Genomic DNA, 11341 nt, shown 5'->3' with positions numbered 1-11341 from the left:
ATATGCACAGGGCGAGGGTGAAAGCTGTGAGCGGGAATCGGGTGCTTGCGGATGGCGTATGGCTTACCTGCATTGGGAACCGCTCCGTTCAGGAAGGAGAATGGATCTGGACGGACGGGCGCTGCGTCTACGGGCATGAAGCTGAGGGTGGCAGCAGCTACATTCCAACGAATGCACTTTCCGGCATACCGCTCCTCCAAATAAAGTGGAAGGATCAAAAAAACCAGATGCTCCATTCGTACTATGCAAAAGGAAAGATTCATCCGCTCGGCTTTTCCAAAGAGGATATATGGATGGTCAACAGCAGCCGCCACTTCGCGTATGTCTCAGGCTATGGAATGCTCGATGCCGAAATGGATGAGCGGGGAAATCTCTATACCCTCGAAGCTGTGAATGCTCTCGTGTTCCCGCTCATCGGGGCAGATCAGCGTGACAGTATTCTCTCTGTCAAACGCAACGGAGAGATCATCGCCGCATACGATCTTGTGCAGATGTTTGGTGCTCCCGCCGTATCCGGTCCCACTAACCTCTATAGCTGTCAAACAGAAGGCGGGCGGGTGGATAAAGCTGGGAACTTCAAAGTGATGATATGGCACTCTGTATCAGAGCATGGGGGAGACGGAAGTCATGTCAGCACAGACCGTTATGTGTTCTTCGATGGCAGCAATCTTGAGCCTTGGATGGAGAAAACCAAAACAACGTCAAGAGACTCTGTTACAGGGGAATCCCATACTTCGGAAAGCAAATGGAGCGCACCGGATTATAGTGTCCGCTATCCAATCCATGACGGAATGTATATGCGCTTTCCCGCAAATCTGGATTACCTTATCTCCGGGAAAAAATATATTTCAAAGATTTACAGTGCAAAGGATGAGCTGCTTATGGAACTGGAAACAAATCCGACTGCCCGTACAAGTCTCTGCCCTCTGGGACAGGGGAAATATCTGGTCAGCACGGGATCGCCCTTATATTTATGGAAGGACGGTCAGCTTACAGAGCTTATGCGCGGATGCTATAACTACCGTCTGCGCAGGATGAGCAATCTCAATAAATGGAAGAAAGCAGGGGGTGTCTGATATGGATCAGATTTTGACAATACGCCTGTATGCGGCGGGCATCGGCATCGTAGTCGGGGAGTTCCTTGGCAGCTTCGATGATCTGCTCTATGCGCTCGTTGTGTTTGTGGCGACGGATTACATCACGGGAGTCCTCCGTGCGATTGTGGAGAAGAAACTGTCGAGCGCCATCGGCTTTAAGGGCATCTGCAAAAAAGTCTGCATCTTCACCCTTGTGGGCGTGGCGAATGTGTTAGATGTTCACATCATCGGAAGCGGATGCGTCCTGCGCTCTGCCGTGATCTTCTTCTACATCTCGAATGAGGGAATCTCGATCATCGAGAACGCAGCGCGGATGGGGCTTCCCGTTCCGCAGAAATTGCAGGACATGATGCACAGCCTCAAAGATAAATAACTGCTTTAACCTCAACGCCCGGCGAATGATCGTCGGGTTATTTTTTTACTTTTTGGGTGACCACAAGAGCCGTTTTTGTCTGCTGCTTCATGAAGGGAGATGTTGAAATGAGCAAGGAAGAAGGAATACGGGAAATGACGTATCAGATGGTGATGCGTGCTTCATGGAAAATGCTGCAGAGCGGACTTTTGTCAGAGGACGAGTATCTTGCGTTTGAAGCGAAAATGCGCGAGAAATATCGTCCCGTCATCGGGCTTCTATTTTCAGATATTGACTTGCTATCGTGCGGATAGTACGGGAATATGGGAGTGGAAAGGAGGGAGCACCATGAAGATACGAAGAGTTCAACCAAGCCCTATATTGCAGAAAAAGCTGCGTGTTGCGGCATACGCCCGCGTCTCTGTGGATACGCTTCACCACTCTCTTGCAGTGCAGGTCAGTTACTACAGCAATCTCATCCAGAACAATCCTGCGTGGGAATATGCCGGCGTGTACGCAGACGAAGGAATCACAGGGACAAGTACCGCGCATCGGACGGAGTTCAAGCGGCTGATCGCGGACTGCAACGCCGGGAAGATTGATCTGGTACTCGTCAAAAGCATCAGCCGTTTTGCCCGTGACACCGTGGATTGCCTCAATACCATTCGACAGCTGAAAGAGAAGGGGATCGCCGTTCGTTTCGAGAGGGAGAACATTGATTCCACATCCGAGGACGGAGAGCTGCTCTTGACGCTGCTCGCATCCTTTGCCCAAGAAGAGAGCAGAAGCATCGGCGACAACATCCGATGGGGCGTACGGAGACGATTCGCCGAGGGGATTCCGAATGGGCATAAAGCACCGTACGGCTACACTTGGGATGGCGAGATGTTCCGCATTGTTCCTGCTGAGGGCAAGATCGTCAAGGAGATATTCCGGAGATACCTTGCCGGAGAATCTGCCTACGCCATCGCAAAGACACTTGCGGGGCGCGGAATCACAGGACGGCAGGGGAGACCGATCGAGCAGACCACGGTAAAGGACATCCTCTCCAACATCTCCTACACGGGCACAATGGCGCTGCAGAAGAACTACATCACGGAAGGTCATATCCGCAAGCGGAATAAAGGGGAACTTCCCATGTATCTGGTGGAGGGGATGTTCGAGCAACTCGTGTCAAAGGTAGATTTCGACAAGGCGCAGGAGATACGGAAACGGAGAGCCGAAGGGGCGGCCAATCGGAATCCTGTGCTGATGCCATTCTCGGGAATGGTGAAATGCGGATGCTGCGGCGGCGGCTTCAGCAGAAGAACCGCCGGGAAGTACAGGCGATGGGGATGCAACACAAGGGAGCGGAAGGGCAGAGAATCCTGTGACAGCCGTCCAATCAAGGAAGAGGAGCTTGTTGCTGCGGTCAGAACCGTCATGGAGAAGGATGATTTCGATACCGCTGAACTCAGGCGTAAGGTGTCCAAGATCGTCATTTACGGCGATCGGATCGACTTCCATCTTGTCAACGGACGCATAAAAAAGACTGCCCGCATCTATAACGGGCAGCGCGGCAGCAATCCCTTCACCAACAAAGTGTACTGCGCTTCCTGCGGCAGCAAGTGTGAGCGCGATACATGGACGAAGGGGACTAAGGTGTGGGCTTGCAGTCAGCCGCGCACGAAATGCCGATTGAGGAGATTACCAGAGTCAGAACTGAAGGAAGCTGTGGCATCCTTTTTTGGCAACTCCTGTGAAGGGCAGATTGTGCAGAACGTCGAGCGGATTGTCATATCCGACGATGAGGTCATATTTCAACTCAAAGAAGGAGGCGCATACCGATGGCAAAGACAGTGCGGGTGATTCCTGCAACTCCCAGAGTGTTTCGGTCAGAAGTTGCGGCAGAACCAAGGCGGCGCAGAACGGCAGGATATGCCAGAGTTTCGACCGATCATGAAGAACAGGCTTCCAGTTACGAAATGCAGATGGCGCATTACAAGAACTACATCGAGAGTCGTGCAGACTGGGATTTCGTCGGCATGTATTCGGACGAGGGAATCAGCGGCACGAACACCAAGAAACGCGATGGCTTCAATCAAATGATCGAGGATGCCCTTGCCGGCAAGATTGATCTTATCATTACAAAGTCGGTCAGCCGCTTTGCGCGGAATACCGTGGATTCTCTGCAGAACGTCCGCAAGCTCAAGGAAAACGGCGTAGAGATTTACTTCGAGAAGGAGAACATATGGACGTTCGACACGCGCGGAGAACTCCTTATCACGATTATGTCCAGCCTAGCGCAGGAGGAAAGCCGCAGCATCTCGGAGAACACCACATGGGGCAAGCGGAAGCAGTTCGCCGAGGGCAAGACCAGTGTGGGCTACAGTGCCTTTCTCGGGTATGACAAGGATTTCAAAATCAACGAGGAACAGGCGAAAGTGGTGAAGCTCATCTACAAACTCTTCCTCGGCGGGCGATCCTTCTATGCCATTACCAAGGAACTGGAGAAGCGCGGCATCAAATCCCCGTCGGGAAAGGATAAGTGGTACATTTCCACGGTGCGCTCCATCCTCACGAATGAGAAGTATCGCGGTGATGCACTGATTCAGAAAGAGTATACGGCGGACTTTCTCGATAAGACGCGACGCAGAAACATGGGAGAGATTCCGCAGTACTATGTGGAGGAACATCACGAGGCGATTATCCCGCCAGATTTGTTCGACTTTGTGCAAGCGGAGATAAAGCATAGAGAACAGAACGGTAAGCACAGTGGCGTAAGCATCTTCGCGAACAAGATAAAATGCGGCTGCTGCGGCGGTTACTACGGTGCGAAGGTCTGGCACTCGACCGACAAATACCGCAGAGTCATCTATCGCTGCAACAAGAAATATGCCCACAAGGGCAAGCCGTGCAGTACAAGGCATCTGACAGAGGAGGAGATCAAGCGAATTTTCGTCAAGGCGCTGAACTCTTTGGTGGAAGTCAAAGAGAACGTGATCGCAGAACTGCGATCTCTGATTGACAGCGTTTGTCAGATGGAGGAGCTGATAGAGGAGCGCAGTATGGTAGAGCAGGAACTTCGCAGTTTGGCAGAACGGCTCGAAATGCTGATTCACGAGAATGCACGGGTGGCACAGAATCAGACAGCGTATCTGAAACAGGAAAATGAGATTCGTAGACTCTATGTGGAAAAGCAGGGGCATCTGGCGAGGTTGGACGAGCGAATTGCCGAGAGGGAGAGTAAGAGAAATATCCTAGAGGGCATGATTCAAGTGGTATGTGGTATCAACGGGGAGCAGGTTGCGTTTGATGAGGAGTTATGGGGCGGACTGCTTGATTACATTGTGGTCAAGGAAGATGGGCAGGTGATCGTCGTTTTCAAGGGTGGGATTGAGATTGGTGTTTGGAAATGAGGCCCTAGAACTTCCATCCGACAGAGAACCCGCCCGTCACCTTAGCCGTGTGGAACCCGTCAGGCTTTCGTACCGGCATCGCCGCAAAGACATCATAGGACAGAGCATCAATCATCCCGCGCACGCCGAACGCCGCCCCTGCGATCGTGTGCCCGTTGTAGAGATCCGCACCGGCGCCGTACACCGCACCGACATCAAGGCCGAGATAGAGCTCCAGCTTCTGCTTCGGGAACCGCGTCGCAAACTCATTGCGGAGATACCAGCCGTCCGTCCCCATCAGCGTAACCTCGCCGTCGAAGCCCCGTACCGTATACCGATTCCCCATGCTGATCATATCCGTTCCGTAGAGCTCCATCCCGTCCATCGTCCACTGCCCGTGAAAGGATGTCGTAAACGTCGCAGGACGGTGGCTGAACTCAAACGGATGCACATAGTCCGCATCCAGGAGCCACATCCGATACCGCGTCCGCGGCATATCCTCATAGGGACTCTCCTCCTGCGCGCCCATCCACCCGAGACCAAATCTATGGGCCAAACGGAAATAGAGCGTATCTCTTTTTAGATACAGACGCTCTGCAAGCCCGACCTCCACCGATGTCTGATGCATCGCCTGGATCGGAAGCTCGACATCGTTGAGGAAGCGATGCGAGTTCCGCTTGCGCAGACGAATGTCCATACTCGTCTTTCGATTTGACGAACGGCTCAGCACATAATCCCATGAAAGTACAGAGATATTCGTATCGCCTGCACTGATGAAATCATAGGGCATGCTTGCTACTGTCTGATGATATTTCGACCGCTGGTAGGAGAGGGAAAAGGTGTGGCGTCCGTAGGGATAGGTATAGCTGATATTATGCCCGCGCGTTCCCTTCTCATAGCCGTCGCGAGCACCATCGAGATTCATGCCGATGCGGAGCATATCGTTCTTATGAAAGAGCTGGTCGATGCCGAGCGATGTGTACCACTGGAGCCTGCCCGTATCCTTGAGTCCGGAGTCGTCGAATGAGATCGTTCCGTAGACATTCCTGCCGCGCTTCACATTCAGTACGATATCCGTCATCTGGGGCTCATCGGCAGGCAGGAGCCGAACGGAGATATCCTGTGAGGGAAGACGCTTTGCCTGCTCGATGCCCTGCTCGATGTCCCGTACATTGAGGACATCTCCCTCGCGGAAGGGGAAGAGATTCTTCCAGTAGACCGTATCACTGCCGTCAGCAAAACGGACGACATGAATATACCCCACGAGGAGGACAAGGCGCAGCTCGCCGGAGGAGAGATTCTGTTCGGGAACGGCAACGCGGCTTGTCGAAAAACCGCGGGACATGAGCGCGCGGTTCATCGCGGTGACGAGATCGTTGATCTCGCGCAGAGAGAGCTCTTTTCCCTCATAGGGGCGGGAAAGACGTTCGAGGAAGCGAAAACGTTCCGTTTGATTTTGGATCGTAATATGGGAGATATGAAAGCGTACACTTTCATCGGCGGAGAGATCAGAGGAGGGAGGGGGAGGCGCAACGACCTTCGCACGCTCCTCACTGAGCCGCTCCTGCCGCTCCGCCTCCTGCGCCCGTGACTGATCGAGCTGCTCTTGCTGTGCAGGGGTAGCGATAGCTGGGACGGCAGAGAGGGAGAGGATGGGGATGAGGAGGAAGGTCGTGGGGCGGTTGAGTTGCATCAAGTAGAATCGCCTACTTTCCAAAGAATATTTTGCTTATTTAATGCAAGCAAATAGTGCGAGCGTTCCCATTATAAAAAATAGATTGTGATAGCGAAATATAATATCTTATGATCTTTTATTTCGTTGAAAACTTGTAACTGATATTCTGAACGAGGATAGTTTGGCATTTTATCTAATTCTTGTAAAAAAACCAAAACATATTTTCTTAGTAAAATTGCTGTAATTCCAGTGCAATAAAGGACAGCTACCAACAATTCTTCTGTATAAGCACTTGTATAAGCACTGCCTAGTAGAAATAGGCAACACATTATAATCCATGGTAATTTTCCTATTAAGAAAAAACGAAAGTAAGCTTGCTTCACACGGGGGGACCAAAAAGACCCTGTTGATTTATAGTTCCATAATGCTCCTCCTATGATAATAATACTTCCAATTATGTATATATATAATCCAAGATTTGTAGATGCATTTATTTTTTCCAACACTTGCATTGCCCTTCCTAAAATGATATATGGCATTGATAGAACTATTTTGCCTGTCCATCTTTTAGAAGGATTTTTCTCAATTCATACTTTGCAATATCTCCTGCGACGCTACCTGTAATAGCAGCTGTTGAAGCAGTGAATATCGAGGCTGGTCCCGATTCAGTGGCGGCAAATCCGCCAATTGCAGAAAATAATGTTGGCAGTACATCCGTTCCTAGCGCTATAGCCAAGTTTGTTCCAGAATAAATGTACCAATCTTTCCGCATATCTCTATATGTCCACCCCATTCCTACGACGCCGCCTAATTTAAGATAGACTGAAAGCGATCTTACAAAATGTCCCTCCCTTTTGACTCCATCAGGGAGTCGATTAGAGACATCTGTAGCACTATTGATTCCGATTGAACCAAGTATGCTAAATTCTGTTTCTTTTTCAGGCAATACGAGATTTGTGCCATCAAAATTCTTTGGTGTGTGTATTTCTGTAACACGTTCGTATTGTTGAATATTAGAGGTTGAGTGTCGGATAGATTGCGCCTTTTTGGAAACTAATACGTCTCGATTCCAATAACCATCCTCTACTGCGACAGTTTCGGGAGAAGACCAACCAGAAGAACGAAGTGTTTCGTTATATTTTTTGAAGAATTCAATAGCACTTTCCTTTGTAATTCCGGCATCCATAAGATATCTAATAGCCTTGGGGTAGTTGTCGGTATTTTCTGCGTGCTTCCAAGCAGAGTTTGCAAGAGCAGGCTCTTGTTCTGATAGAGTCTTATGCATACCATCAATATATTGATCTATCTCTTCTTGTGATGGCGTTGTACCATCGTTTTTCTTTAGAGTTTCTTTTGCTATGGTTTCAACGGGATAGATATCTGGAAATTCCATTAAGAAATAGTTCCACTTCGTCCCACTTGCAGCCGCAGATGCTCCTGCGAGAGCATTCCCACCCGCGACTTTTGCAGCAGCGGCGCCAATGATGGCGCTGACGATTTGCGCTGTGCCGGGATCTTTGCCCTTTAGGTTCTTGATGAGCGCTTCGTTGAGTCCTGCGCCAACGGCACCCAAAGCAAAGCCGGCACCTGTGATCTGGCTCATGATGCCGCCGATGATCGCATGCACGGCAATCTTTCGTCCGCTTCCGTCGTCCTTCATGTTGTAGGCGAGACGGAATGCCTCCTCGCCGAAGACCGCGGCAAGCTCCTGCTGTTCCTCGATCTTCTTTTTGTCGAAGATTCTGCCGAGCGCGCATTCTCTGTATCACGGCTGAGCGCCGAGACGTCCTGTGTCGGATTTTCCCTTATGTCGATCGTACCGGGCGCGATGGCAGACGTTGTCGTGCTGCTTGCATCGTCCTTGACGGACATGGAGATGATCGGCAATCTTTGTACGCAATTTTATTTACTATAATCCTTTCCGTGCCATATTGTGCTCTCCATAAAATATGTATTATTTTCTTCATCTGCCAATTTGCTCTCCAAACAAAACTCCCGAACACTTTCTATATCTCCCTCAGAAAGCATGTTTCCGACAATCTCAAGCTCATAATCCCATCCCAGCGCTACTAGATATTTATGATAAGCTTTTGCCAAAGTTTCATTCCAAATCCCATGACGGATCAAACATTGAAAGGAAGAAAAAACCACAATATAGAGCCAGCAGACAAGATATCTCCCCGAGTTTATAAACTCTAAAATATCCTGTATGTCTTCGTCGTTGATATCCCCGTGAATATAATCAAGGAATTGCTTTATCTTCTTAGTTTTTATCTCATTTGGCTCAAACGCAATGTAGGTTGTATCTGAAAAAAACTTTGCTAGATTCATTTTATCCTCCTAGTAATAAATACGTAAATACAACATCATTTGCAACAACTTATTTTGATATTATTGCGGTTGGATAAAAATCCGAAATATAAAATATGTTTCCGATTTTTATCATTGTGATTCGTAAGTTTACTGGTACACGTTTACCGTAGCCATTACTCAGCAAAACATGCTCATTGCCATTGACGAGCTCTCCTTTATCTAGATTTCCTTGTGCATAATGCGTTAATGCGCAATTTATAACGGTTGTTAAAAGTTCCTTTTTATTGGTATATCTAAAGCTTGGAATTGTGCCTCCTTCTTGTGATTTATGATCCCTATAATAGGCATGACCTGTATTGATATGCAGTTCATCACCATCTCCCATGTATAAACGCATCCTTTCTTCTGTTGTGTCTGGATTGGTTATTATCGCATTATTGAGTGCGTATTCTACATTATTTGCGTTTATCCAAACGAATTTCCATAACTTAAAATAGTAGAAGTCAGAGAATTTATTCCACTTCGTCCCGCTCGCCGCCGAAATCGCTCCCGCTGTAGCATCCCCATGAATCGCTTTCGCTGCGGCTGCTCCAATCACGCCACTGATGACCTGGGCAATCGCAGGGTTAAGACCTTTCAGATTGTTAATCAGTGCTTCGTTGAGACCTGCACCTGCTGCACCAGAAGCAAAGCCCGCCCCTGAAAGCTGGCTGATGAGTCCACCGATGATGGTGTGAATCAGAACTTTACGTCCACTGCCATCGTCGGTGAGTGATGTTGTATAAATAAAGTTGACAACTTCTCTGCAAGGATTTTAGATAAAGTCAAAGAGGAGAAGGAGAGATCAAAATGGCAACAAACAGACAATACGATCACGAATTTAAGGTGCAGGCAATCAAGCTGGCGCAGGAAATCGGTCAGGCGAAAGCCGCCAAAGAGCTGGGAATTTCCAAGAACACAATGTATACATGGATGCGTGCTCATCGGCTTGGATATTTGGATCTTGGGTGTGGCACGCAAACACCGCAGAGTGCCCTAAGTCTGCACGAGGAACTCGTACAGCTTCGTGCACAACTCAAAGCACAGGAGAAGGAAATTCGACGGCTAAAGAAAGAGAATGACTTTCTGGAGGAAGCAAGCGCTTTTTTCGCCGCGAGCCGTCTGAAGTCAACAAAAACGAACGCATGAAGTTGATTGCGTTCAAGACCTCAGATGGCGCCCTCAAAGGAAATATCAGCTTCTGCTGCAAGATGCTCCATGTCACGAGACAGGGATTTTATCAGTATTTGACGAGCAAAGACCGCCCATGGAAATATCAGGAACTTGCCGACGCCATGATGCAGATTCATGCAGAGGACGAATGCAACGACACCTACGGAAGAATCCGCATGTATCAGGCACTCAAGATCAAACAGCCGGAAGGCGTCCGTATTCCGAGTGAACGAACTGTTTACCGTGTTATGGAAGAGATTGGCTTAAGTCATCGCCCCAATCATAGACCGAACGGTATCACCAAAACAGATCATAAGGCACAGATGTCAGAGGATCTCATGGGGCGCGATTTTACTGCCGACACACCTCTTTCCAAGTGTGTCACTGACATGACAAAGATTCCGGCGTATGACGGAAAACTCTACATTTCAGCACTCTTTGACTGTTATGATGCCAGCGTGCTCGGACTGTCTATGGACACGAACATGAAGGCTTCTCTATGCGTAAGGATGCTGGATAACGCTATGCTCTCCTACCCAAAGCTCAGGGGAGCAATCCTGCACTCGGATCGCGGCAGCCAGTATACGAGTCAGCTGTATCGGGAGGCAATTCATACCTATGGGATTCGTCAAAGCATGAACAGTGCCGGTGGACGCTGTCATGACAATGCGCGCTGTGAGAGTATGTGGGCGCGCATGAAGTCCGAGCTGCTCTATGGACGCTATGACACAAAGAAGATGACAATCGAAGAGTTGAAGGTACTGGTTTGGCGATACTTCATGAGCTATTGGAACAACCGTCGGATTTGTTCAACAAACGGGGGGCTTCCTCCGATGGTGAAGCGGCGTCAGTTCTATGACTCTATTGCCGCAGCTACTTAAGCGTTCATTCCCTTGTGAGAAATTTGTCAACTGTTCTTGACAATATCATCCGTTGTGGTAGAATGGGGGTAATCCATAGTGCTCCTTTGCTGATGTTTTGTAGCAGAACCATTATAGCACGGGATGTCACTATGGATTTTGTTTTTGTTTAGCTGTTCAACTTCATTTTACAACGAACCGAATTATAATAACATGGAATATTTCAACCAATGATTGTACGAGAGGAGAAAACGTGATGAGCAAGGCGATTACAAACGATTTCGAGACACGCCGTTATCGTCTCGCCGAAGTGGCGAAATCGGGCGATGTCGCGACGCGCACACCGATCTACGCGACGGAGTCGACGAGCGGGGTTGTTTGGGTGCTAAAGCCGGGGCAAACAATCAAGCCGCACGGACACGCCAAAGCGGACGATATCTGGATCTGCATTCAAG

Annotated in this window: 14 protein-coding genes; 9 read left to right on the top strand and 5 right to left on the bottom strand. The window is 49.1% G+C overall.

What is annotated here, in order from left to right; translation table 11 throughout:
- The first annotated feature begins 2 nt into the window (after positions 1-2).
- The 5 genes from K341_RS0109410 (at position 3) to K341_RS0109390 (ending at position 4847) form a co-directional block, all read left to right on the top strand.
- Positions 3-1076 (top strand): hypothetical protein, encoded by a 1074-nt coding sequence (locus K341_RS0109410; protein WP_026762617.1) that lies wholly within the window; start codon positions 3-5, stop codon positions 1074-1076.
- 1 nt (position 1077) lies between these two features.
- Positions 1078-1470 carry a phage holin family protein gene (locus tag K341_RS0109405; RefSeq protein ID WP_009655090.1) on the top strand — a complete coding sequence of 131 codons (393 nt, stop codon included), beginning with the start codon at positions 1078-1080 and terminating at the stop codon, positions 1468-1470.
- A gap of 107 nt (positions 1471-1577) precedes the next feature.
- Complete coding sequence (locus tag K341_RS0109400) at positions 1578-1763, top strand: SHOCT domain-containing protein (protein WP_026762616.1); 186 nt, start codon at positions 1578-1580, stop codon at positions 1761-1763.
- 34 nt (positions 1764-1797) lie between these two features.
- Entirely contained in the window at positions 1798-3297 is a 1500-nt protein-coding gene (locus K341_RS0109395; RefSeq protein WP_006696250.1) for a recombinase family protein, read from the top strand.
- A complete protein-coding gene (locus K341_RS0109390; protein WP_006696249.1) occupies positions 3276-4847 on the top strand; it encodes a recombinase family protein in 1572 nt (523 codons plus the stop codon). The genes K341_RS0109395 and K341_RS0109390 overlap by 22 nt, the downstream gene beginning before the upstream one ends.
- A 4-nt stretch (positions 4848-4851) precedes the next feature.
- Here K341_RS0109390 and K341_RS0109385 read toward each other — a convergent pair whose 3' ends face one another.
- The 3 genes from K341_RS0109385 to K341_RS0109380 form a co-directional block, all read right to left on the bottom strand.
- Positions 4852-6519, bottom strand: coding sequence for a ShlB/FhaC/HecB family hemolysin secretion/activation protein (locus K341_RS0109385; protein ID WP_156024934.1), 1668 nt, complete (start codon positions 6517-6519; stop codon positions 4852-4854).
- Between the two features lie 71 nt (positions 6520-6590).
- Positions 6591-7013, bottom strand: coding sequence for a hypothetical protein (locus tag K341_RS12645; protein WP_156024933.1), 423 nt, complete (start codon positions 7011-7013; stop codon positions 6591-6593).
- Between the two features lie 35 nt (positions 7014-7048).
- The gene (locus tag K341_RS0109380) at positions 7049-8161 is read right to left on the bottom strand and encodes a hypothetical protein (RefSeq protein WP_248676904.1); all 1113 of its coding nucleotides are present in this window, start codon (positions 8159-8161) and stop codon (positions 7049-7051) included.
- On the opposite strand from K341_RS0109380, the gene K341_RS12945 reads away from it, so the two are divergent.
- Positions 8123-8416, top strand: a complete 294-nt coding sequence (locus tag K341_RS12945) for a hypothetical protein (protein WP_006696245.1) — start codon at positions 8123-8125, stop codon at positions 8414-8416. The two genes, K341_RS0109380 and K341_RS12945, sit on opposite strands and share 39 nt — an antisense overlap.
- Here K341_RS12945 and K341_RS0109370 read toward each other — a convergent pair.
- Positions 8404-8832, bottom strand: a complete 429-nt coding sequence (locus K341_RS0109370; protein WP_006696244.1) for a hypothetical protein — start codon at positions 8830-8832, stop codon at positions 8404-8406. The two genes, K341_RS12945 and K341_RS0109370, sit on opposite strands and share 13 nt — an antisense overlap.
- 49 nt (positions 8833-8881) lie before the next feature.
- Positions 8882-9412 (bottom strand): hypothetical protein, encoded by a 531-nt coding sequence (locus tag K341_RS12405; protein ID WP_248676903.1) that lies wholly within the window; start codon positions 9410-9412, stop codon positions 8882-8884.
- Between the two features lie 251 nt (positions 9413-9663).
- Between K341_RS12405 and K341_RS0109360 the strand changes: the two genes are divergently transcribed.
- The 3 genes from K341_RS0109360 to K341_RS11815 form a co-directional block, all read left to right on the top strand.
- Entirely contained in the window at positions 9664-10002 is a 339-nt protein-coding gene (locus K341_RS0109360) for a transposase (RefSeq protein ID WP_006696190.1), read from the top strand.
- Entirely contained in the window at positions 9999-10907 is a 909-nt protein-coding gene (locus tag K341_RS0109355) for an IS3 family transposase (protein ID WP_006696189.1), read from the top strand. Before K341_RS0109360 ends, K341_RS0109355 begins: the two co-directional genes overlap by 4 nt.
- A gap of 235 nt (positions 10908-11142) precedes the next feature.
- The coding region (locus K341_RS11815) for a cupin (RefSeq protein ID WP_037349609.1) at positions 11143-11341 on the top strand (199 nt) is incomplete at its 3' end.

Source organism: Centipeda artemidis DSM 19719, from assembly GCF_000426665.1.
Taxonomy (GTDB): domain Bacteria; phylum Bacillota; class Negativicutes; order Selenomonadales; family Selenomonadaceae; genus Centipeda; species Centipeda artemidis.
The sequence above is the reverse complement of the archived record's forward strand: the minus strand, read 5'-3'. Positions and strand labels throughout refer to the sequence as shown.

Bases quoted from the DNA above. Each gene is read 5' to 3' on its own strand.
- K341_RS0109410 (WP_026762617.1), top strand. From the start codon at position 3: ATGCACAGGGCGAGGGTGAAAGCTGTGAGCGGGAATCGGGTGCTTGCG.
- K341_RS0109405 (WP_009655090.1), top strand. From the start codon at position 1,078: ATGGATCAGATTTTGACAATACGCCTGTATGCGGCGGGCATCGGCATC.
- K341_RS0109400 (WP_026762616.1), top strand. From the start codon at position 1,578: ATGAGCAAGGAAGAAGGAATACGGGAAATGACGTATCAGATGGTGATG.
- K341_RS0109395 (WP_006696250.1), top strand. From the start codon at position 1,798: ATGAAGATACGAAGAGTTCAACCAAGCCCTATATTGCAGAAAAAGCTG.
- K341_RS0109390 (WP_006696249.1), top strand. From the start codon at position 3,276: ATGGCAAAGACAGTGCGGGTGATTCCTGCAACTCCCAGAGTGTTTCGG.
- K341_RS0109385 (WP_156024934.1), bottom strand. From the start codon at position 6,519: ATGCAACTCAACCGCCCCACGACCTTCCTCCTCATCCCCATCCTCTCC.
- K341_RS12645 (WP_156024933.1), bottom strand. From the start codon at position 7,013: ATGCAAGTGTTGGAAAAAATAAATGCATCTACAAATCTTGGATTATAT.
- K341_RS12945 (WP_006696245.1), top strand. From the start codon at position 8,123: ATGCACGGCAATCTTTCGTCCGCTTCCGTCGTCCTTCATGTTGTAGGC.
- K341_RS0109380 (WP_248676904.1), bottom strand. From the start codon at position 8,161: ATGAAGGACGACGGAAGCGGACGAAAGATTGCCGTGCATGCGATCATC.
- K341_RS0109370 (WP_006696244.1), bottom strand. From the start codon at position 8,832: ATGAATCTAGCAAAGTTTTTTTCAGATACAACCTACATTGCGTTTGAG.
- K341_RS0109360 (WP_006696190.1), top strand. From the start codon at position 9,664: ATGGCAACAAACAGACAATACGATCACGAATTTAAGGTGCAGGCAATC.
- K341_RS0109355 (WP_006696189.1), top strand. From the start codon at position 9,999: ATGAAGTTGATTGCGTTCAAGACCTCAGATGGCGCCCTCAAAGGAAAT.